Here is a 21685-nt window from a genome sequence, read left to right as displayed (position 1 = left end):
TTCATGTCGGTCGATGGTCCGGGTTCTCCCACACGAGGAAGGTAGCAATTCCCCCGCCCGCCGTTCCGTTCACATAGCCCGGCAGCAGTCCCCGCACCTCGAATCCCTGGCGCAGCTGGAAGTTGAGTGTCGGATCCGTCCGACGGCCCTCGACCACATCGATGATGTAGGTGGGGGCATCGACGGTGTCCATCACGGCCCGGTAGCCGGGGATCATGCCGCCGGCCAGGATGCCTCGGAGGTTCTCGGCCCGGACCAATCGGCGGCGGGCCTCGTAGAGCAGTCCACCGAGCCCTTGTCCCCGCTGGGCGGGATGCACGGTGATATCGAGCCCGTAGTACCAGTCGCCGCGTGGGTCGTGGGCCGACTCGTCGGCGACATCGTCGAGCACGTGCAACGGCCGTTCCAGATCGAAATCGAGGCGCCAACCGAGCGCCATCCCCCACAGTGTGTCGTCGGCATCGACCACGGCGAACGAGCCCTCGGGGAACACCCGGGCGTGGATGGCGACGTCGGACGCCAAGAGGCGGTGCTCCGGCTCGAGGTAGGGATAGCTGATGGCCTCGATCGCCACCGCCGCCTCACCGTCCTCGGCTCGCAGCGGGCGGACGTGGAACTGCTGTTCGACCGGTTTCGTCGTTGGCGTGGCGGTCATCGGCGCAGGTACTTCCAGACGAGTTCGGCCTGCTTGGCCGGGGTGCCGGTTGCTTCCTCGTGACGATCGGCCCGCTCGAACAGCTCCGCCCCGACCTTGATGGCAGCGAATCGGAATGGCTCGGGAGCCCATCGTCGTGACGGTTTGCGGACCCACGGGAGGGTGGTGAGATCGCGATCGTGGTCGGCCCCGCCGGCCCCGGCAATCAGATGGGCAAGGCAGCGACCGGCCAGGTTCGTGGCGGCGACGCCCTCGCCGACATAGCCGCCGGCCCGATAGACACCGTCGCCCAGATCGTTGACCGTGGGGGTCCAGTTGCGCGGCACGCCGAGCACGCCACCCCACTGGTGCGTGATTGCCGCATCCCGCACGACCGGGAACAGGTCGTGGAGCGTGTCGATGATCATCTGGTGGTAGCCCGGGTCACTCTCGGTCGCCGGGTCGATCACCGAGCCGTAGCGATAGGGCGCACTCCGACCGCCGAACGCCAGGCGACCGTCGGCCGTCCGCTGCCCGTAGATCACCCGATAGCGGGCATCGGCGAACGTCGGCCGGGTCTCGAGGCGGATCTCCTCCAGCACGTCGGCCGGAAGCGGCTCGGTGGCGACCATCAGCGAGTAGAGCGGGACCAGGCTGCGCTTGTGGCCTTCGAGGTCACGGCTGTAGGCCTCGGTGGCCATCACGACCGACGTCGCCGTGATGCGGCCCCGGGTCGTCTCGACCACACCCGATGACAGCGAGGTGGCCCGGGTGTCGTCGTGGATCACCACGCCCCGCCGCTCACAGGCCTCGGCCAGTCCCGTCACGAGTTTGCCCGGATGCAACGCCGCCGTCTGCGGCAGATGCATCGCCCCGAGCACCTTGGTGGCGTTGCACAGCGAGCGAGCCTCGTCGGCATCGAGCCAGCGGGCCTCGCTCTCCGGCGCCCGGGCGAGTGTGCCGCTCACCTGGGCTCGGAGTCGGGTGACCTGTGCCGGGTTGCGGGCCAGGTACAGCTCGCCGCCCAGCGCCCAGTCGCAGTCGATCCCCTCGACGATCGTCACCCGCTCGACCTCGTCGACGGTGTGATGCATGGCGTCGGCCATACGACGACCGCCGCCCGGCCCGGCCAGCGCATCCCAACGTTCGGCATCGGCGGCCACCTCGCTGATGCACCACCCACCATTTCGTCCCGACGCGCCGAAGCCCACATGGTGGGCATCGATCACCACGATCGAGGCATCGGGCACCCGCTCGGCCAGGTAGTACGCGGTCCAGAGTCCGGTGTAGCCGGCGCCCACGATGACCACGTCGACCGACGTCGGGCCCGGGAGCGGCGGTCGAACCGATGGAGGGGGCATCGAGTCGAACCACAGCGAGTTCATGGTGCACAGCATGCCGCAGATCGGGCCGATAACGTTGACATCGTGACGACGACGGAAACGGTGCCCACCAGGCAGGACGTGCCGAAGGCCGACGCCTTCATGAAGAAGTTCCTGCGGGTCGACCAGGCCCAGCCCGCTACCCAGGCCGAAGCCCAGAGCGCGTTCCAGAAGTCGATCCTGGTGTCGTCGGTGCGGTGCCTCCTCACCTACATCTTCTTCCCGTTCGTTGCCCCGGCCATCGGTCTTGCTGCGTCGGTCGGGCGGCCGCTCGGTATCGCCATCAGCCTCGTCGCCATGGTATCGATCACGATCAGCATGCGACGCTTCTGGCGCTCGAATCACCCGAAGCGTTGGCATTACACCGTGCTGGGCGGTGCGGTGTTCCTCTTCTTGGTCTATTCGCTGGTCTTCGACGCCGTCGGGTTGTTCTGAGCAACTGCCCGCCAGATCGTCTCCGGATCGAGCGGGAGATCGAGGTGCTCGATCTCCCACGCTGAGAGCGCATCGATCACTGCATTGTGCACGGCCGCCGTGGCCCCATTGCAGCCGTTCTCGCCGATCCCTCGCGTACCCAGCGCGTTTCGATCGGTCGGTGTGACCGTGCTGCCGGTCACGAGCTGACACACTCGATCGATCGACGCCACGTTGTACGTGGCGAGCGTGCCGGTGATCGGATTGCCGCCGACGTCGTAGCGAACCGCTTCGCCCAGCGCCTGTCCGATGCCGCCCACCGACCCGCCGTGCTGCTGGCCCTCGAAGAGCGTCGGCTCCAGCACCGTTCCCGAATCATCGACGCTCACGTGTTGGAGCAGCTCGATTCGGCCCGTCTCGGTGTCGACCTCGACCACCGACAGGTGCGCACCGAAGGGGTGGGTGGCCCCGGCCACCGACCCGTGTTTGGCGGCGGCGACACAGCCGTTCGACGACTCGGCTGCCAGCTCGGCCCACTCCACTCGCTTGGTGGGCACCCCGTTGACGGCAAGCCCCGGTCCCCGGCCGAAGCCAGCCGGCGCCACGACAAGATCGCTCAGCGCCACCTCGAGCCGCTCGGCGACAAGGGGTCGAGCATCATCGATGATCGCATCGCACGCACCGTCCAGGAGCGAGCCGAGGACCTGCGTGGTCCGTGACCCACCGGTCGAGAGGCCCTCGTTGATTGTGGCAGTGTCGGCATCGACGTAGCGCACATCGTCGGGATCGATCCCGAGTCGATCGGCCACCAGGTTGGCGAAGGTGTGTGCGTGCCCCTGGCCGTGGGCGGGTGACGCGCAGAAGATCTCGACCGCACCGTCGGCCAACAAGCGCAGTTCGGCGCCGTCGGCCGGCGCTCCCCGGCCACTGGTCTGTGCATAGCAGCTGACACCGATACCGATGCGCTTCGGCGACTGGGCTTCGGCAGCCTCGGCTTGGCGGACGCGCCAGCGTGGGAGGTCGGCCAGCTCGATCGCTCGCTCGAGCGCCGCACGAGGCGCCACCTCGTCGTAGTCGAGGCCACGGGGTTGTCGGGGTCCCGGTCCGGACGGCACCAAGTTCTCGAGGCGGAAGGCGATCGGGTCGAGGCCGAGGCGGCGAGCCAGCACGTCGATCGCACGTTCACGAGCGTGGTTCGCCTCGGGTTGACCGGCACCTCGATAGGCCCCCACCGGCGTGGTGTTCGTCAACCACACCGAGCCGCTGGTGCGGAGCTGTTCGAATCCGTAGAGCCCCGGCAGCTGCCGAAGCGCACTCACCAGCAGCGCTGCCTGCATGTGAGCCGTGGCACCGGCGTCGCCGAGCACCTCGGCATCGAGCCGGCGGAGTTGGCCGCCGGTCGAGGCAGAGAGCGTGATCGTGGTGCGCAACCCTCGCCCCTGGGGCTGACCGGTCAGCTGCTCGGAGCGGGTCTGGACCCAGCGGAGTGGACGACGCAGGAGCAACGCAGCGCGAGCAACGGCGGCGAACTCCACCGGCAGCGTGGCTCGGCCGCCGAACCCGCCGCCCACCGATGGCGAGCGCATGCGGATCGATGAGGCCGGAAGATCAAGCGCAGCAGCAAGCTCATCGCGCAGGTCCTGCACCCCTTGTGATGTGCACCAGATGTCGAGTCCGCCATCAGCGAGCGGAATGGCGACGATGGCGTCGCACTCGATGGTGAGCGACGACACCTTCGGGTTGTCGATCGTGACGGTGACGCTCACCTCGTCAGACGCCGCCTCCGTGTCGGCCAACCCACCGCTAGTCGGCAAAGGTCCGTTCTCAAGTCTGAGCACCAGGTTGGTGCCGGCGTCGGGATACAGCAGCGGTCCATCGGCAGCGCCGGACGGGTCGATGATCGGTTCGAGCAGCTCGATGTCGAGATCGACGCCTTCTGTGGCGTCGATCGCCAACGGCAGGGTCTCGGCGACCACCATGGCCACCGCCTCGCCCACGTGCCGAACTCGCCCGGCCGCCAACGGAAACCTCGACTGCTCCCGAGCGTGCTCGTAGGAGCCGAAGTGCACGAAAGGCCCGAGACCGAGGGTCTCGTGCGTGTAGACGGCGATCACTCCGACGCCGGCTTCGGCGGCTGTGGTGTCGATCGTTCGGACCTCGCCGTGGGCCACCGGCGATCGGGCGAACGCAACGTGCAACAGCTCGCCGTCGATGCCGAGGGCAACGGGGTCGAGGTCGGCGACATAGCGAGCTGCGCCCTGGAGGAACGCCCGGTCCTCCCGGCGACCGGCGAAGGGTCGATCGGTCATGCGTCGTCCTCTGCATAGCCGTAGATCGAGGCAGCGGCTTCGGGCGACACCACGCCATCGGCGACGTCGCGGGCCACGAGTCGCCGGTCTCGCAGGAGCGGATCGCCGTAGCCTCCGCCACCCGGCGACGAAGCCCGGAGCCGAACCGGTCCGAGCGTTGCCAAGCCGTACTTCGGCACGACGAGGTCGGCGCCATCGATGGCCATGACCCCTCCAGCGCCCGCGAGCCCACCGGCGATGCCGTAGCCCGTCGGTTCGCCGAGGCCTTCGCCTCGGAACGACCAGCGGGCAGGGGCCAGAACGTCGACGACGTAGTCGATGCCGGTGCCGCCGCGGAATGTGCCCGCGCCCCCACCGTCGCATCGGAAGGTCTGTTCGACCACTCGCACCGGATACTGCTGCTCGACGAACTCGGTCTCGGGCAGCGTGAGTCCACCGAGCGCGATGAGATGGCCAATTTGGTTGAACCCGTCGCGCTCGTCGGTGGCGCCGCCGCCCGCCGCTGCGCTCCAGTGGTACATCACGAATGGCTCGGAGGCACCCGGCGTCGCCGCGGTCACGCAGAAGATGTTCTTGCCCCAGCCGGCGAGCGCCCGAGTCGGATCGGCTTGTGAGAGGCAACGCCAGATGAGGTGCACGATCTCGTGGGCCGGGATCACCGTGTTCATCGTGAGCGGCGCCGGCGGTCGGGCGTTGACGACCGATCCCAGCGGAGCAATCAGATCGACGTTGCGGAAGGTCCCCTCGTTGCGGGGAAGGTCGGGTTCGAAGAACGAGATCAAGCCCATCGAGACGGCCGACCAGGTGTTGACGTACGAGCTGTTCTTGAAGCCCCGGATCTGGTCGTCGGTGCCGGTGAAGTCGACCGTGACCTGATCGCCGGCGATGGTCAGCGCCAGCTCGATGTCGACGTCGGCCGGGCCGAAACAATCGTCGTCCCAGTGCTCGCTCGCCCGCCAGGTTCCATCAGGCAGCGCGGCGATGGCGGCACGGAACCGGCGGTCGGCGTAGTCACACAGCTCGGCGAACGCTCGCCGGGCCGCCTCGGTGCCGAGGTCGTTCACCAGTTCGACCATGCGCTCGGCGCCGATCTCGGTCGACCCGAGCATCGCTCGGAGATCGCCGTCGAGGAGGTCGGGAGTGCGCGAATTCAGCTGGAGCAGGCGCCACAGATCGGAGCGGACCTTGCCCCGCTCGACCAGCTTCATCACGGGGATCCGGAGTCCCTCGTGCCAGATCTCGGTGGCCTCCGGGTTGTACGTTCCGGCGGCTCCCCCACCGATGTCAGACTGGTGCGCTCGGTTGCAGCAGAAGCCCACCAGCGAGTCGTCGACGAACACCGGGCGCCCGATCACCCAGTCGGGCAGGTGATTCCCGCCCGAGGTGTAGGGGTCGTTGAGCAGGAAGACGTCGTCGTGTCCGATGTCGCCGGCGAACTGCTCGAGGATGGCGCGCACGGCGAACCCACCGCCACCGGTGTGGATCGGGATGCCATCGGCGGTCGAGATCAGCGTGCCGTCGGCGTCGGTGACGAAACACGAGAAGTCATGGCTCTGGCTGAAGATGGGGCTGCGGGCGGTGCGGGTCATCACCCACCCCATGTGGCGGCTGAGGTGGTCGAGTCGGGCCTGGACGAGTGCCAGCGCGATCGGGTCGGTCTCGACATCGTGGGTCACCGTGTCGCCGGCGTGGCGGATCTCGATCGCCAGATCACCACCAGCGGTGACCTCGAGGTGATCGCCGGGCAGACCGAGCACGGTGGTGGTCGGCAGCTCGATGAGGAACGGACCGTCGAGTTCCTGGCCGACCTCGAGCGGTCCGTACACCGGCACCTCTCGCCGGCCCTGCGCCTTCGTCAGCCAGCAGTCCTGGTGGCGGAGCGGAGTGGGTTGGACGCTGGTCGAAGCGCCTTCGTTCGGTAGGGCCCCAGGCGATACGGACGAGGCGACCACGCTCACCGAGGTGACGTCGAGTCGGCCGTCGGGCTGGATGTGTCCGAAGAGTCGTTGATAGTAGGCCTCGAATCGCTGCCTGAGCTGACCGAGCGCGTGGGGTGATGCGAGGAGTTGACGGGCCTCGTCGGCCGCGCCGAGCTCGACCCTGACCGACCACAGCTGGCCGGGATAGCGCATGTCGAGCGCCCAACGTGTTGACCGGGCCTCGTTGGCGACCGGCTCCGGCCAATCGGACTCGACCAGCCGCCAGGCCTCGCCGTCGCGTTCGTCGAGCGAGGCGAGTAGGCCATCGGCCCCGATCGTCTCCAGCGGCGCCACAACCGAGCGAATGACGTCACGCCGCAACTCGGATCGGAGCATCCCGGCTGCGCAGAACACTCCGGCGGTCGAGGGAACGAGCCAGCGCGGAATCCCGAGCGCTCGTGCAACTGCCGCTCCGTGCACGGCACCGGCACCACCAGCGGCGACGAGCGTGAGCGACCCGGGATCGCGTCCTCGCTCGATCGTGATCGTCTCGACGGCAGCCTGCACGTGCTGTTCGAGGAGCGTGAGCATGCCGGCAGCCGCGGCCTCGACGGTGATGCGCAGCGGCGTCGCAATGTGCTCGTCGATCGCCCTGGTTGCCGCCTCGAGTGAGAGGTCGACCGCACCTCCGGCGTACGGGCCAGGGTGCAGGCGACCGAGCACGAGCTGGGCGTCGGTCGCCGTGGGCTGGGTGCCGCCGCGCTGGTAGCTGGCGGGGCCGGGAACGGCGCCCGCACCCTGCGGGCCCATCTGGAGCATGCCGGCGTCATCGAGCCAGGCGATCGTGCCGCCACCGGCCCCGATGGTCTGCACATCGACGGCGGGAATCCGCAGGTCGGAGCCACCGACACTGAGCTCGTCGACCACACCCACGGCGCCGCTGATCTGGACGGCGACGTCACACGAGGTCCCGCCGATCTCCATCGAGATGACGTCGTCGGGCTCGGTCCTGCCGCCGTCGTCGATCGCCCCGTCGTCGAGGCTGCGTAGTGCACCAACGACGGCTGCCGGGCCGGACAGGACCAGGTCGACCGGTCGGCGCTCCACCGCCGCCAACGGGACAGTGCCGCCATTGGACTGGAGCAGGAGCAGCGGAGTGCGGAGACCCCATGCCCGGAGTGCATCTTCGAGGCGTCGAAGGTAGGGCGAGACGATCGGGAGCAGCCCGGCGTTGACGACGGCGGTCGATGCCCGCTCGTATTCGCCGAGTACCGGCGCCAGATCGGACGACAACGAGACCCGGCCGGGCCACGCCTCGCCGAGCAGTTCACCTGCTGCTCGCTCGTGGCGGTCGCTAACATAGCTGTGGTGGAAGCAGACGGCCACCGCCTCGACCTTGCCCCGGAGTACGTCGACTGCCGCTGCGATGTCGTCGAGGTCGAGCGGCTCGATCTCGGTGCCGTCGTGGGCGAGCCGGCCGGTGATACCGAATCGGAGTGAGCGCGGCACGAGTACCTCAGGCCAAGGCGCCCGATGATCCCATTGGTCGACGCGGCGGCCCCGACGGATCTCGAGTGCGTCGCGGAATCCTCGGGTGGTGAGCAGGCCGACGGGCGCCAGCTTGTGTTCGAGCACGGCGTTGGTGGCAACGGTCGAACCGTGGACGAAGCGCTCACACCGTTCGATGAGGTGACGAGGGCTGACATCGAGTCGTCGAGCTGCCTCGGCGACCGCGTTGGTCACCCCGGTCGATGGATCGCTCGGCACCGACGGCACCTTGACCACGAGCACCACCGACGAACCGTCGTTGATCACCAGGTCGGTGAAGGTGCCGCCAACGTCGACCGCAATGCCGAGGGCATCAGGCAGCTGGTCAGCGGGGGCGTCAGCTCGGGTCGACACGCCCCTCAGTCTGGATCATTTCCGCCGGCGATGGAGGGTTGGTGGCACGATGACGGAGCGCAAGTACACAGACGTCGTCGGCCTGGTCGAAGCCGTCGAGGAGTCGGTGCGTCAGCGCTTCGACCAGTTCGTCGAGCGACTCGATGTCGCAAACCTCGCTCGCCGCCTCCGTGAGTCGCTCGAAGCCGTCGTCGACACCCTCGCCGCGGCGCTCGATCAGGCCGTCGGTATACATCACGAGGATGTCGCCATGACCGAGCGCCACGACCTCGCTCGGACTGTCGGGCAGATCGACCACACCGAGCAGCGGGCGGCGACCACCGGCCAACAGCTGAGCGGTGCCGTCGTTGCTGATCAGCAGTGGGGGCGGGTGACCGGCGCTGGAGAACGTGATCGTCGAGTCGGTCCGATCCAAGAGCGCGTAGTTGAGCGAGGCGCAACTGGCGCCGTCGATGGTGCGGGCCAGCGATTCGGTGCGATGCAGCACGCTGCTCGGGTCGGCGTCGACCAGGGCAAACGACCGCACGATGGCTCGCAACTGACCCATCGTGGCCGAAGCCTCGATGTCATGACCCACGATGTCGCCCACCACCAGCGCGAACCGGTCCTGGTCGACGTTGATCACGTCGTACCAGTCGCCACCGCTGAGGTCGTCGCTGTGGGCAGGAAGGTAGGCGACGCTCAGCTCGAGATCGTTCAGGTCGATTCGACCGAGCAGTGCGCTCTGGAGGCGGCGAGCCCGCGACCGCTGCTCGTTGTAGAGCCGTCGTTCCTCGGTGACATCGGTGAGCGACACGATCACGTGGTCAGGTCGAAGTCGATGAGCGGTGACGGCAAACCGAGTCACACCGTCGCTGCTGTCGACGTCTCGGCCCCGGCCCGTACTGATCATTCCCAGCGTGTCAGGCTCGGCCACCAGCTTCTCGAAGAGCTCCGGGGCGAGCCGCAGCAGCATGGGCAGCGGCTGGGCGACATCCTCGCCCGCTTCGACCTCGGGCATGAGCAGGCGTGAGGCCGCCGGGTTCATCATCGATACCTCCCCTGCGTTGCTCATGGCGATGACGCCGATGGGCAACTGGTAGAGGAATTGGAGCAGGTCCTGGTGTTCGGGGTGGAGACGGTCGGGCATCGCGGTGTTCGTTGTCGTGTGTTTGGTTGTTGGCAGATCAGTTCTTCGGCACGTCGGCGGCGCGGACGACGACCATGTAACGGAGGTTGGCGCCGGCCTTCGCCAGTAGCCGGAGGCGAACCGGTGTCGGACGCATACGCAGGGTGAACACGTAGTCCAGCTCCTCGTCGAGGTCGTCGCACTCGCGGAACCGCTCGGCCACGAGGTAGTTGTTGGTGCAGGGTGCCACCTCGACGAAGAGATGCGATCCGAGTACTCGTGACGGGTCGAGACCAGCCGTCTCGGACTCGTGCGTGTTGTAGACACGGACCATCTCGTCGGCGTCGAAGCCGATGACCCCAAACGGCAGCTCATCGATGGCCTCGGGCGACATCGACTCGAGCTGTTCGAGGAGGTCAGGATCGGTGGATGCGTGCTGCATCGGTGCAGTCTGGAGGATTCGGGTGACGACTTCCAACCTCCCCGAGGGGTCCATTTCGCCCACCTCGGGGCGCGAGCTGACGGCCTCGCGATGGGGTGGGCGCCACGCCTCGGCAAGACCCGCACGTCGTGGTCCTGGCCTGGCCGTGACGCCGTTCCTCGATCCCGAGCTGACATGGCCCCAGCCTGCTGCGTCGAGGGCGCGGCCGGCACGTGCTGAGGGCGGGCGCGTCGATGCCGACCTCGAACGTCGGTTCGGGTCGGTGTGTGGTGTGGTTGGCGTGCTGCTGTGGATGCGCCGGGGGTTACTCGAGTTGGATGCCGGTGGGGAGGAAGAACCCGACCGTCCCGTCGGGCAGCGGTTCGCAGTAGAACTTGGCTCTGGTTTTGAGGTCGTGGTGGTACCGGCACAGGCACTGGCCGTTGGTGAGGTCGGTGGGGCCGCCGTCGACGAAGGCTCGGAGGTGGTCGGCTTCGCAATAGATGGCGTCGCGGTGACAGCCGGGGAACGTGCAGCACCGGTCACGGAACTTGATCAGTTGTTTCTGGGTGGCGGAGAACAGGCGGCGGGACTGGCTGGCGTTGATGATCACGTTGGGTGCGGTGTAGACGACCCGGCGGATCCGGGCTTCGAACAGGTGTTGGAGCATGATCCGGAACGGGATCGGTGTGCCCCGCAAGGTCTCACAGCGTCGCATCGGATCGACCGCCGCCGCAGTCGACGGGCCGGCAGGAACCGGGTACGGCGGATCCGGCAGCCTGAGCCCGCCGGACGGGCTGGCGGCCGTGGCATTGGTGGCGGGCCCGGAGTCAGCGGCATGACCGGTGGTGGCGGCATCGCTTCCGGTAGCACGGTCGGCCCCGGCGGCACGGTCGGACTTGGCATCGTTGCCAGTGGCGGTGTGGTCGTTGCGGTCAGACGCTGACGTCGTGGATCCACCGCTGTGGGTGCCGGCGGTCGGGGCCGTGTCGTCGATCGGCTCGCCAGCAGCCGCCGATCCAGCAGCGCCTTCCTGCGGTGCGACGTCGCTGGATCCAGCGGTGCCTTCGCCAGCGGCAGCGCCGCCCCAAGCTGCAACGGTCCCGTCACCGGCGCCGGTGTCCGGTGCCCAGTCGCCGAGATCGGCATGCAGCATCTGGGCGATGAACTCCGACAGACTCAACACATCCAAACCGAAGATGATCGACGGCTCCGGACGTTGCGCCCCCTCCGGCGTCGATGACCCGTCGATCACCAACGACACCAGCGCATCGAGGCGACGTTGCCGGTCGCTCCGGCGCAGCATCGACTTGGTGATCACTTCACCCGGCGCTGCCTCCGCCACCGCTTTCGCCCAATCGGCGTCGAAGAACTCCGCTGCCCGCTTCGACACCAGCTGATCGAAGATCTCACCGTTCACCGGATCGAGCCGTCCGGCGAGATGGAAGTTGCCGTCCAGGTCTTTCGACGACTGGTAGAACCGGCGCTCCAGGTTCAACAAATACTTCTCGTACGCCCCATCGGGATCGGCGAGCGACAACCATTTCTGGCAGACCAAACCGAACTTCTGCGGCGGCAGGGAGCAGGCGGCGTCGCACAGCATCGCCTCGTCCCGATACAGCAGCTCCTCGAGCTTGGGATTGTTCCGCCACAACTCCCCGAGATGGTCGAGGTGGTAGCCGGTGATCTTGCCGTCCTCATGCGCCAGATAGAACCGGGCGAACGCCACCTCAGTCTCCGAACGACGAATCATGCGGTGGGCATGGGCTGGGGTGACCTTGGCCCGATGCGCCAGCCATGCCCCGGTCGACCTCGAACCGAGATGGCGGCCCACACCACGACGATGCGCGGCCAACGCCAACTGGCCGGTCTGGGTCTCGAGGTGTTCCGCCGCGTTGGCCATCACCAACAACAGGTCGGCCATCTCATCGGCCGACAGATCCTCGACATTGTTCATCGAGGAGAACGTGAGGAGCTGATTGGCGAGCTGGGCGACATACGGAGTGGACGGATCAGCAGTGATCCGCCCCCTCTTCCCTGCATCTTTCGCCGACCCGAATCCCATGAAAACAGTATGACGATGGGGTGTGACAGCCGATCTCGAGCCGAGCCGCAACGCAGGTCGGGACCGTTCGACGCCTCAGCTCCCGGCGGCCGGTCGATCACGCTGGCTCGGCGGCGATGAGCCCTGTGAGCGATCAGTAGCTCGACGCAAACGGGTCCTGGGCACCGGCCATGGCGGGAGGGGCGGTGGGCACGGCTGCGGCGGCAGCGGTGGCTTCCGCCATCATGGCCGTGGCGGCCGCTGCGAAGTCCGGGTGGGCCTTCGTAAAGGTGACCCATTGCTGGTCTTTCGACAGCTTCACCGGCACACCGGCGACGGTTCCGGCGATGACGAAGGCGAGACCAACGAAGATGCCCAGAAGACCGAGCGCACCGAGCATCTGCTTGCCGGCATCGGGCGACAGCAAGCCGAACATCGCAGCAAAGCTGGCCAGCATGACGACGAAGCCCACCAGCGTCAGGTTCCGACCGCGGCGACCACCACCGGCCAGGGGGACAACGCCGGTCACCCGCTTGCGCGTGATGAGGTGGAGGAGGAGGAAGCCGACGACACCCATGAGAAAGCCGGCAAACGCGACGGGGCTCATGTACTCGGCGTTGGTCTTGCGGGTATCGGTCGTGGGCTTGCCGGTCTTGGCGCAGATCTGGGGCAACCAGCCTCCAGCGAACCACGAGGCAGGGACAACGAGCTTGACGGTCTTGGACATGCGAAGGTCAACGACCCGTCAACTCGTCGCCTTTAGCACCATTTCCTGACCTGCAGCCCGAGGCACCGTCCGAGCAAACCGGCAGACGTGCGCAAACGGCTGGCCTAGGGTTTGCCACATGGAACTGCCCGAGGACGCACCGGCTCTGCCCGAGGAGCATCGCACTGCCGACGAGCGCGCCACGCTCGACGAGATGCTCGACTTCTACCGGATCGTGCTGGTTCGCAAGACGTGGGGACTGTCCACCGAGGACTTGCACTCCGCTCCCCTGCCCTCGACGCTCACCCTCGGTCGGCTCCTCAGCCACATGGCGTTCGTCGAGGACCACTGGTTCCACATGACGTTTGCCGGCCATCCGGCCCCCGATCCGTGGTCAGGCGCCGACTTCGGGATCGATCCCGACTGGGAGATGACCTGGGGCGAAGACCGGGCCCACGGCCAGCTCGCGGCGCTCTTCGCCGAGTCGGTGGAGCGAAGTCGGGCGGCGGCGCATGGCGCCGGTCTCGACGCCGTGGGTCGGGGACCACAGGGCGAGGGCGTCAACCTGCGATGGATCCTGGTGCACATGATCGAGGAGTACGCCCGCCACGTGGGACACGCCGACCTGCTCCGGGAAGCCATCGACGCCCAGGTCGGCGACTGACGGCATCGAGGGACTTGTCCGGCCGCAGGCGCGAACGTAGCGTCGTAGCCATGGCCATCGAGATCATTCCGTCCGGGCAGGCGTGCGGCGCCACGATTCGAGGCGTCGACCTGTCACAGCCGCTCGATCAAGCCACGGTCGCCGCGATCCGAGCCGCCTGGCTGGAGCACCATGTGGTGGCGTTCCCCGACCAGTCGATCGACGACGACGACCTCGAGCGCTTCACCCTCCACTTCGGCCCGTTCGGCGACGACCCCTACATCGGGCCGATCGAGGGTCGGGAGCACATCATCGCAGTCGAGCGTCGAGCCGATGAGACGGCTCCCCTGTTCGCCGAGAACTGGCACAGCGACTGGAGCTTCCAGGTGCATCCGCCGCAGGGCACCTGCTTGATGGCGGTCACGATCCCGCCCACCGGCGGCGACACGCTCTATGCCAATCAGCATCTCGCACTCGAGCGGATGCCCGTCGAGCTGCGGCAGCGTCTCGAAGGAAAGATCGCCGTGCACTCCGCCCGTGGCGGCTACGCACCGAGCGGCACCTACGGCGAGGCCGACCAGAAGGCGGGTCGGTCGATGGCGATCCGCCCTTCGGGCGCGGCGATGGCCACCCACACCCATCCGATCATCCGCGAGCACCCAGAAACCGGCTGCCTCGGCATCTTCAGCTGCCTCGGCTACATCATCGGGATCGAGGGCATGGACGACGCCGAGGCTCGGTCGTTGCTCGGCGAGCTCTATGCCTACCAGACCTCGGAGCCGTTCCAGTACCGGCACGTGTGGGAGCCGAACATGCTGGTGATGTGGGACAACCGTTCGGTGTTGCACCGGGCGACAGCCGGCTACGACGGCTACGACCGGCTCCTCCACCGCACCACGATCGGTGCCGGTGCACCGGTGCTGGTGCCGTCGGCCTGAGGGTCTACAGGTCGTCGGGATCGATCAGATCGGCGGCCGCGGCGAGCGCGCTCGACAGGCTGACGGCTCGCTCGTAGACGGCGGCGAAGTAGTGCTCGGCGATGGTCTCTTGGCCGGGTAGCGGGGGGCGCCCGATCGAACGGATGACGGCTGCCGGTTCCTTGGTGATCCGCACGGTCTCGGCCGGAGCCGGTAGGTCGTCGGGTGCACCCCAGAACTGGGTGATCTGCTTGGCCTGATTCTGGCGGTTCTTCCTGCGACGCTTCTTGCGGCTCGACTTGGAGCCACCCTCGGCGACTCGCTGCTGATCGCTCATACGGTCACCGCCTCTCGCTGGTCATCGTGACTCTCGACATCGGGCGTTGGGCCCGAAGCCGCGGCGTCCTCGCCCCCGGAGCCCTCGTGGACGGTGTCGTACTCGTCGACGGTCAACAACAGCGACTCGTCGATGCCCAGCGCCGCTTGGAGCTGGGCGGCATCGAGGTCGTCGATCGAGGACGACTTCGGCAGCACCATGTCGGCAATCTGCCGCTTGCCGGCCACGACTTCTTCGACTCGCTCGTCGACCGTGCCCGGGCACACCAGTCGGTGGGCGATGACGGTGTTTAGCTGGCCGATGCGCCACACGCGGTCGCGAGCCTGATCTTCGACCGCCGGGTTCCACCACCGGTCGTAGAGCACGACGTGGTTGGCGGCGGTCAGGTTGAGGCCGGTGCCGCCGGCCTTGAGCGACAGCACCATGGCGCCGGCGCCCTTGCCCTTCTGGAACTCGCTCACGAGGGTGTCACGGGCGCCGCGGGCCAGACCGCCGTGGTAGCAGGCGATCGGGAGACCGGTGCGGTTGGTCAGGTACTCGGCCAGCTTCACGCCCCACGACGCGAAGTGGGTGAAGATCAGCACCCGCTCGCCCGACGCGAACACGTTGTCGACGATCTCGTTGAGTCGGGCCAGCTTGCCCGACCGACCCTCGAGCGGACCGCCGTCGTCGCGGTAGGCCGACGGGTGGTTGCAGATCTGCTTGAGCGCCGTGATGGCAGCGAGGACGGCGCCCTTCTTCCGGTCGGTACCTTCCTCGGCCTGATCCTTGATGAGCGTGTCCAGAACGGCCTGATACAGACCGATCTGCTCGGGAGTCATCGAACAGTGATCGAGTTCGTCGATGCGGTCCGGAAGCTCGGCGGCGATGGCCGGCTCGGCCTTCGTCCGACGGAACACGAGGATCCCGTTCAACGCTCGCAACGCACCCTCGGCGCCATCGGTACTGGCACCGGTCGGTGACAGCTGCGAGATGAACTGGGCCCGGTTTCCGACCAATCCAGGATTGGTGTAGTCCATGATCGACCACAGGTCGCCGAGCCCGTTCTCGATTGGGGTGCCGGTGAGGGCGATCCGGCTGCGAGCCGGGATGGTGCGCAGCACCTGTGCCGTTTCGCTGGTGGCGTTCTTGATCGCCTGGGCCTCGTCGAGCACGGTCTTGCCCCACTCGATCTTCGCCAGGTCGTCGGCATCGCGGACGGCCGTGCCGTAGGTGGTGATCACGACATCGGCCCGCTCGCCGAGCTTGGCGATCTCGCGGCCCTCGGCTCGGTTCGGGCCGTGATGGACGATCACCCGCAGGTCGGGCACGAACTTGCGGGTTTCCGAGGCCCAGTTGCCGACCACGGCCGGCGGAGCGATGACGAGTGCCGGGCCGCTGCCGACCGAGCGGCGCAGGTGAGCCAGCATGGTTGGCGTCTTGCCGAGCCCCATGTCGAGGGCAAGACAGCCACCGAGGCCGGCGGTGTCGAGGAAGCCCAGCCAGGCCAACGCCTCGGCCTGATAGTGGCGAAGCTCACCCTTGAAGCCCTCGGGCTGGGTGGGGAGGTCGTCGGGCACCGAGGCCGCGCTGCGCAGCAGATCGGCGGCCCAGCCCTCGCCGGCGACGGTGATGCCGCCGAGCAACGGCGAGCCTTCCAGGCCGAGCGCATGGCGGAGCATGTCGGCGCCGGTGAGCTTGGTGGCGTCGGCCCGCTCGGCCAGGGCACGAGCGGCATCGGCGAGATCGACCTTGTCGAGTTCGATCCACCGGCCGTTGGACTGCACGAGCGGGCGAGCCTGGGCGGCAAGGCGCTGAATCTCGGCGGCGGTGAGTTCGACATCGTCGAAGACCACCGACCACCGGACGTTCGCCAGCTGGCGGGCGCCGACCACCGATTCCTGGGCCTCTTCGGAAGTGAGGCGCAGCGCCGGGGTGCTCCGCTTGCGCGACAGCTGCGGCGCCCGGACCTCGAAGCCGGCAGCGGTGAGGGTGTCACCGATCGAACTCATGAGTTGCCAGGCTTCGTCCTGGCTGAGCACGACCTCGCCGCGGCGACGGCCACCCGGGCGCAACAGCACCGGATAGAGCGTCTCGAGCCGAGCGAGCTGGTCCTTGACCTCTTTGCGCTTGGTGTTCGAGGAGTTGACCATGGCCGACTCGACCGGTTCGAGCGACGAACCGGTTCCCGGCGCCATGACCCGTAGGTGCCAGGCACCAGCGCTGTCGGGCTCCTCGAGCACGAGCACGAGCTTGACGTTGGCCGCACCGGAGATGGCACGCGACCATTGGTCGAGGCGTCGGCCGAGCTCGGCACCGGCGCGGCTCGGCGCATCGAACGGCTCGCCATTGATGTGGCCGAGGAACGCTTCGGCGACCTCGGGCTTGGTGCGCGGCTCAGGTGGCGCCGCCGGGACCTCGAGCCGGCGAGCGCCGGCGGAGACGATCACGTCGACAATGTCGGCCAGCACCGCCTGGCTGAACGCCCGGGCGTCCTGCCGATTGCGGAAGACCGTGACGGCGAGCGGCAGGGCGTTCGAGAGGGCGACGATGTCGTCGGGTTCCATGAGCGCTGGGGCCCAGTGGACGGCGAAGCTCGAGCGGTCGTCGTTGTTGGACTTGCCCTCGCCCTCGGCCCGACCGATCTTCTTGAGCTTGGGAATCATTCGGCCCTGGGCGACGAGCTGGACCGCCAACGAGCCGATCATGCCCAGCCAGGTGGCCGAGGTCCCGATGTCGGGATCGTCGTGCGACATCCGCAACGACACGAGCCAACCGAGCACCGCCTCGAGTGGGGCGCTCACGGCATCGGCCTTGCCCCCATCGGGCAGTTTGGCGCCGGTGTGCGGCTCCCACACGGTGGCCGAGGCGCCAGAGGCGACCAGGCGTGCGATCACGCCATCGGTGTCATCGCTCGGGGCGAGGTAGCCACCGGTCCAGGCCACGATGCGGCCCGGGATCCACGACAGGTGGAGTTGTGTGCTCCCCGGGTCGAGATCGAGCGCCAACGGGGCGGCAGGAGCACCAGCGGCCGATGCCGACGCTGGCGGGGCGTTGAGCGGCTTGGCCGGTCCGACCAGCTCGGTCAGCTGCTCATCGATCGCATCGATCTCGGATTGGAGGTCGGCCAGCACCATCGCACGCTCCGGCCCGTGAATGGCGTCGCGAGCGTCGTCGTAGGCCACCTCGGCGTCGTCGAGCATGCGGAGGAGGACGCGCACCCATGCGTCGTGGTGACGCTCCAACATCGAACGTCCCTCGGCGTCGACACGGCCATCGAGATGGCGCTGCACGAGGTGCTCGAAGTCGCCCAGCTGCGACGGCGAGAGAGGAGAAGATGGCGAGGAGATGGAAGGCTCCGTTCTCAGACGGTTGACATCGACCGGCCCAGTCGGGTGTCTCGCAACTCGAAAGTCACGAAGCGCCCGCCGCTGACCGCTCGTCGTTGGTGTGACACCGCGCAGGGCCTCGCGAAAGGCGGCGCTCCTGCAGACAGAACACCTGGTCTGGAGGAGGCGAATCGCACCACTCTGAGAGCCATGCGATCGACGGTTGTGGAGAGTGTAGCCCCCATCGGCACCAATGCATGGAATCCAAGCAATTCGCCCGATTCGGAGCACTATGCCGCCTGACCTCGTCCGAAGCGCTCCCGATCGAGCGCTTCGTGCCGACGGGAGGCTCATGAGCGCCACCTTCGACACGCCGCTGGCGGACCACCCACTCCGGGCCCGCCAGGTCTCGTTCGATTCGACGGCCTCGTTCGAGGTCGATTGGCAGCGCAGATTGCCGGAATTCGCCATGGCGGCCAATGCCGTCTCGATGATGATGCCCCACGTCGAACCGTACGTGGTTCGGTCCGTCCGGGGCGTCATCGACGAGTTGGACGCCCCGCTCGCCGAACAGGCGCGGGCCTACGCGGCGCAGGAGAGCTCACACCACGGGCAACACCGGCGCTTCAACCAGCACCTGATCCACCGTTACCCCTTCCTGCGCAAGGTCGATCACTGGCTGTCGAGGACCTTCCGCTTCATCGAGGCCAAGGGCCGCGGCAACTTTGCGCTCGCGTATGCCGCCGGTGCCGAGACGATCGCCTACGCCATCGCTCGCTGGGTCGCCGACCATCGCCGCACCCTGCTCGACGGGGCCGACGGTCCGGCGGCCGACCTCTTCGTCTGGCATCTCGCCGAGGAGGTCGAGCACAAGACCGTGGCGTTCGACGTCTTCACCGCCCGAGGGGGCAGCCGCGGGTCCTTCCTGATCGGCATGCTCGCATCACTGTCGACGCTTGCCTTCTACACGGTGCTGGGAACGCTGGTCATGATGATCAGCTCCCGGCGGATCCTGTCGCCCATGGCGTGGCTTCGCCTCACCTGGTGGTGCTTGACCTTCGTCTTCGAACTGCTGCCCACCATGGCCGGCGCGTTGCTGCGGGGGCACCACCCGAGCAGTCTGTCGGACCCGGAGTTCTATCGGGTGTGGCTGCTCGACTTCGACCTGCGCGCCAGCGCTGGTCGGCGCGAGGAAGCAGCCGCTCGGGACTCGAGCGCTACTGGGCCGTCGGGAACTTCGGGGCTCGCTTCTCGCGCAGCGCCGCAACCCCCTCGGCCGCATCGGGCCCCAAGAAACTGAGCATCTCGAACCCGAGGCTGGCGTCGAACGCCGGGGCGGCCTGGGTCAGCCACAGGTTCAGGTTGCGCTTGGTCCACCGCACGGCGTCCTGCGGTCCGGTCGCGATCTTCGTCGCGACGGTCATGGCTTCGTCCATCAGCCGCTCTCGAGGCACCGACTTGGACACCAGGCCGATCTCGTCGGCCTGCTTGCCGCTCAGGAAGTCGGCGGTGAGCAAGTAGTACTTGGCCTTCGCCATCCCGGCCGAGAGGGGCCACAAGATGTTGGCGTGGTCGCCCGCGCCGACACCCAGACGGAGATGACCGTCGGTGAACCGAGCGTCTTCCGCGATGATCGAGATGTCGGCCATGAGCGCAACGGCCAAACCGGCGCCGACCGCCACGCCGTTGATGGCCGAGATGATGATCTTCGAGCAGGACATCATCTTGTAGACGATGTCACCGGCCTCCTGCATGACGCCCCGGATGACCTCGTAGTTGCCGGCCATCCCCGAGATCCACTCCAGGTCGCCGCCGGCGCTGAACGCGTCGCCTGCTCCGGTGACGACGACCACTCGGGTGTCGGGATCGGCATCGATGTCGTCCCACACCCGGCTCAGCCCCAGGTGGAGCGGGCCGTCGGTGGCGTTGAGCTTGTCCGGTCGGTTGAGGGTCATCAACAGCACGCCGTTGTCGCGACGTTCGAAGGCCAATCCCGGGTAGTTCTCGAAGTAGTCGGTCATGGGCTGAAGACTCACGCAGATCTGACGCCAACCGCAAGTCTGTCGCCGGGTTGGACGACTGGTTGCGTTTCGAGCGGGATGCACCGCGTCGGGTCGTCCACGCGGTTGACTGTTGGCGCTGCGTACGACGGCCGAAATGGGATCACGTGAGCGATCAGAGCACGAACGAAGTGACCGAGACCGAGCACGGGTGGATGTCCGACGAAGAACTCGGCATCATCCGTGGCCGCATGCCGGTGGTCTACGTCGATGCTGTTCCCGTCCGCATCGACGACGCCGGTCGCATCACCCACGTCGGGCTCCTCCTGCGGGTGATGCCCGACGGCACCATCAGCCGTGCCATCGTCGGCGGTCGGGTGCTCTTCGGCGAGCTCGTCCGCGATGCGCTCGTCCGCCACATCGAGAAGGACCTCGGCACCCTGGCTCTGCCGAAGGTGCCGCTCTCCCCCGCCCCGTTCACCGTGGCCGAGTACTTCCCCGACCCCACCAAGACCGGCTTCCACGACCCTCGCCAGCACGCGGTCAGCCTCGCCTACATCGTGCCCATCGAGGGCATCTGCGAAGCGTCCGACGCCTCGCTCGACATCACCTGGATCACGCCCGAGGAAGTGCTCGCTCCTGCGGTTCGAGCCGAGATCACCAGCGGCCACGATCGCCTGATCCGCATGGCACTGGCGCACGCCGGGTGCATCGTCTGAGCGCGGCTCCATCCGCCAGCGTTTGCACGCTCAGATCGTCGCCTTGGCGACCTGACACCCCGGCACCTCGACTCGGGTCCGGAAGATGGTGCCGGCACGGCTCGGGTCATCGGTGTTGTTACCGGTGACGATGTACAGATCTCGCCGGTCGGCGCCACCGAAACTGACGCTGGTCACCATCGACGACGGCACGCCGATGCGAGTGACCTGGCGACCCTCGGGGTCGAACGCTCGGGCCGCGCCCGACCCGGACACGTCGGCGACCCACACGTTTCCCGCCTCGTCGACCGCGAGACCGTCGGGCATCAGCGCACCGCCATCGCAGTCGTCACGATCGAGGAAGAGGCGACGGTTCGAGACGTCACCGTCGTGGAGGTCGTGGGCCCAGACGCCGCGAGTGGTGTCGGCGTGATAGAGCACGCTGCCGTCGGGTGACAGGCCGATGCCGTTGGTCAGCGCAACACCGCCGTACAGTTCGGTCGCCCCACCTTCGGCATCGATTCGCCAGCACTCGCCCTCGGTACGCGGACCTTCGGTTGAGAACGGGTCAGATCGCATCGTCCCGCAGTAGATCCGACCGCTCGCGTCGGTGAAGAGGTCATTGAGCCCCGGCGCCTCGGGAGCGAAGAGCACGCGGGTCTCACCATTGCGTACGTGAGCGATATTGCGACCGGAGATGACCACCCCGCCGTCGGCATGGAGGGCGATGCCTCCGACGCCGCGACGCTTCGGGACGATCAGGTCGATCGTGCCATCGGGCCGACGCCGGTGCACGCCACCGTGATGGACATCGGAGAAATACAAGTTGTCGTCGTCGTCGACGCGTGGCCCCTCCACCAAGCCATAGCCCCATGCAAGGGTCTCGATCGTGCGGTCATCTCCGTGGCCAGCCATCGGCCGACACTAACGCTCCGATACGCCT

At 67.6% G+C, this 21685-nt stretch carries 17 protein-coding genes; 5 read left to right on the top strand and 12 right to left on the bottom strand.

The window, feature by feature from the left end; translation table 11 throughout:
* Position 1: 1 nt before the first annotated feature.
* Complete coding sequence (locus R2733_22945) at positions 2–655, bottom strand: GNAT family N-acetyltransferase (protein ID MEZ5379376.1); 654 nt, start codon at positions 653–655, stop codon at positions 2–4.
* Complete coding sequence (locus tag R2733_22940; protein MEZ5379375.1) at positions 652–2019, bottom strand: FAD-binding oxidoreductase; 1368 nt, start codon at positions 2017–2019, stop codon at positions 652–654. The genes R2733_22945 and R2733_22940 overlap by 4 nt, the downstream gene beginning before the upstream one ends.
* A 42-nt stretch (positions 2020–2061) precedes the next feature.
* On the opposite strand from R2733_22940, the gene R2733_22935 reads away from it, so the two are divergent.
* Positions 2062–2451, top strand: coding sequence for a hypothetical protein (locus R2733_22935; GenBank protein ID MEZ5379374.1), 390 nt, complete (start codon positions 2062–2064; stop codon positions 2449–2451).
* Here the strand turns inward: R2733_22935 and R2733_22930 are convergent.
* The 6 genes from R2733_22930 to R2733_22905 form a co-directional block, all read right to left on the bottom strand.
* Entirely contained in the window at positions 2415–4739 is a 2325-nt protein-coding gene (locus tag R2733_22930) for a xanthine dehydrogenase family protein molybdopterin-binding subunit (GenBank protein MEZ5379373.1), read from the bottom strand. The genes R2733_22935 and R2733_22930 overlap by 37 nt on opposite strands.
* The gene (locus R2733_22925; GenBank protein ID MEZ5379372.1) at positions 4736–8560 is read right to left on the bottom strand and encodes a hydantoinase B/oxoprolinase family protein; all 3825 of its coding nucleotides are present in this window, start codon (positions 8558–8560) and stop codon (positions 4736–4738) included. The genes R2733_22930 and R2733_22925 overlap by 4 nt, the downstream gene beginning before the upstream one ends.
* On the bottom strand, positions 8544–9689 hold the full coding sequence (locus R2733_22920) for a SpoIIE family protein phosphatase (GenBank protein MEZ5379371.1): 1146 nt from the start codon (positions 9687–9689) through the stop codon (positions 8544–8546). The genes R2733_22925 and R2733_22920 overlap by 17 nt, the downstream gene beginning before the upstream one ends.
* A 37-nt stretch (positions 9690–9726) precedes the next feature.
* The gene (locus R2733_22915) at positions 9727–10110 is read right to left on the bottom strand and encodes a hypothetical protein (protein ID MEZ5379370.1); all 384 of its coding nucleotides are present in this window, start codon (positions 10108–10110) and stop codon (positions 9727–9729) included.
* 304 nt (positions 10111–10414) lie between these two features.
* On the bottom strand, positions 10415–12154 hold the full coding sequence (locus tag R2733_22910; GenBank protein MEZ5379369.1) for a hypothetical protein: 1740 nt from the start codon (positions 12152–12154) through the stop codon (positions 10415–10417).
* Positions 12155–12287: 133 nt separating this feature from the next.
* The gene (locus tag R2733_22905; GenBank protein ID MEZ5379368.1) at positions 12288–12860 is read right to left on the bottom strand and encodes a hypothetical protein; all 573 of its coding nucleotides are present in this window, start codon (positions 12858–12860) and stop codon (positions 12288–12290) included.
* Positions 12861–12978: 118 nt separating this feature from the next.
* Between R2733_22905 and R2733_22900 the strand changes: the two genes are divergently transcribed.
* A complete protein-coding gene (locus tag R2733_22900) occupies positions 12979–13503 on the top strand; it encodes a DinB family protein (protein ID MEZ5379367.1) in 525 nt (174 codons plus the stop codon).
* 50 nt (positions 13504–13553) lie between these two features.
* On the top strand, positions 13554–14420 hold the full coding sequence (locus tag R2733_22895; GenBank protein MEZ5379366.1) for a TauD/TfdA family dioxygenase: 867 nt from the start codon (positions 13554–13556) through the stop codon (positions 14418–14420).
* Between the two features lie 4 nt (positions 14421–14424).
* Here the strand turns inward: R2733_22895 and R2733_22890 are convergent, their stop codons facing one another.
* Both R2733_22890 and R2733_22885 read right to left on the bottom strand, forming a co-directional pair.
* Positions 14425–14736, bottom strand: a complete 312-nt coding sequence (locus R2733_22890) for a hypothetical protein (protein MEZ5379365.1) — start codon at positions 14734–14736, stop codon at positions 14425–14427.
* Positions 14733–18008 (bottom strand): DEAD/DEAH box helicase, encoded by a 3276-nt coding sequence (locus tag R2733_22885; GenBank protein MEZ5379364.1) that lies wholly within the window; start codon positions 18006–18008, stop codon positions 14733–14735. The genes R2733_22890 and R2733_22885 overlap by 4 nt, the downstream gene beginning before the upstream one ends.
* 388 nt (positions 18009–18396) lie before the next feature.
* On the opposite strand from R2733_22885, the gene R2733_22880 reads away from it, so the two are divergent.
* Positions 18397–19344, top strand: a complete 948-nt coding sequence (locus R2733_22880; protein MEZ5379363.1) for a metal-dependent hydrolase — start codon at positions 18397–18399, stop codon at positions 19342–19344.
* On the opposite strand, the gene R2733_22875 is transcribed toward R2733_22880, so the two are convergent.
* Positions 19262–20065, bottom strand: coding sequence for an enoyl-CoA hydratase/isomerase family protein (locus R2733_22875; GenBank protein ID MEZ5379362.1), 804 nt, complete (start codon positions 20063–20065; stop codon positions 19262–19264). The two genes, R2733_22880 and R2733_22875, sit on opposite strands and share 83 nt — an antisense overlap.
* A 146-nt stretch (positions 20066–20211) precedes the next feature.
* Here R2733_22875 and R2733_22870 point away from each other — a divergent pair, with 146 nt between their 5' ends.
* Complete coding sequence (locus R2733_22870) at positions 20212–20763, top strand: DUF4916 domain-containing protein (GenBank protein MEZ5379361.1); 552 nt, start codon at positions 20212–20214, stop codon at positions 20761–20763.
* Positions 20764–20793: 30 nt separating this feature from the next.
* Here R2733_22870 and R2733_22865 read toward each other — a convergent pair whose 3' ends face one another.
* Entirely contained in the window at positions 20794–21657 is an 864-nt protein-coding gene (locus R2733_22865) for an SMP-30/gluconolactonase/LRE family protein (protein MEZ5379360.1), read from the bottom strand.
* Positions 21658–21685: the final 28 nt, after the last annotated feature.

Source organism: Acidimicrobiales bacterium (assembly GCA_041394265.1).
Taxonomy (GTDB): domain Bacteria; phylum Actinomycetota; class Acidimicrobiia; order Acidimicrobiales; family SZUA-35; genus JBBQUN01.
The sequence above is the reverse complement of the archived record's forward strand: the minus strand, read 5'-3'. Positions and strand labels throughout refer to the sequence as shown.

Bases quoted from the DNA above. Each gene is read 5' to 3' on its own strand.
- R2733_22875 (MEZ5379362.1), bottom strand. From the start codon at position 20,065: ATGACCGACTACTTCGAGAACTACCCGGGATTGGCCTTCGAACGTCGC.
- R2733_22905 (MEZ5379368.1), bottom strand. From the start codon at position 12,860: ATGTCCAAGACCGTCAAGCTCGTTGTCCCTGCCTCGTGGTTCGCTGGA.
- R2733_22915 (MEZ5379370.1), bottom strand. From the start codon at position 10,110: ATGCAGCACGCATCCACCGATCCTGACCTCCTCGAACAGCTCGAGTCG.
- R2733_22895 (MEZ5379366.1), top strand. From the start codon at position 13,554: ATGGCCATCGAGATCATTCCGTCCGGGCAGGCGTGCGGCGCCACGATT.
- R2733_22910 (MEZ5379369.1), bottom strand. From the start codon at position 12,154: ATGGGATTCGGGTCGGCGAAAGATGCAGGGAAGAGGGGGCGGATCACT.
- R2733_22940 (MEZ5379375.1), bottom strand. From the start codon at position 2,019: ATGAACTCGCTGTGGTTCGACTCGATGCCCCCTCCATCGGTTCGACCG.
- R2733_22880 (MEZ5379363.1), top strand. From the start codon at position 18,397: ATGAGCGCCACCTTCGACACGCCGCTGGCGGACCACCCACTCCGGGCC.
- R2733_22900 (MEZ5379367.1), top strand. From the start codon at position 12,979: ATGGAACTGCCCGAGGACGCACCGGCTCTGCCCGAGGAGCATCGCACT.
- R2733_22920 (MEZ5379371.1), bottom strand. From the start codon at position 9,689: ATGCCCGACCGTCTCCACCCCGAACACCAGGACCTGCTCCAATTCCTC.
- R2733_22945 (MEZ5379376.1), bottom strand. From the start codon at position 655: ATGACCGCCACGCCAACGACGAAACCGGTCGAACAGCAGTTCCACGTC.
- R2733_22890 (MEZ5379365.1), bottom strand. From the start codon at position 14,736: ATGAGCGATCAGCAGCGAGTCGCCGAGGGTGGCTCCAAGTCGAGCCGC.
- R2733_22930 (MEZ5379373.1), bottom strand. From the start codon at position 4,739: ATGACCGATCGACCCTTCGCCGGTCGCCGGGAGGACCGGGCGTTCCTC.
- R2733_22865 (MEZ5379360.1), bottom strand. From the start codon at position 21,657: ATGGCTGGCCACGGAGATGACCGCACGATCGAGACCCTTGCATGGGGC.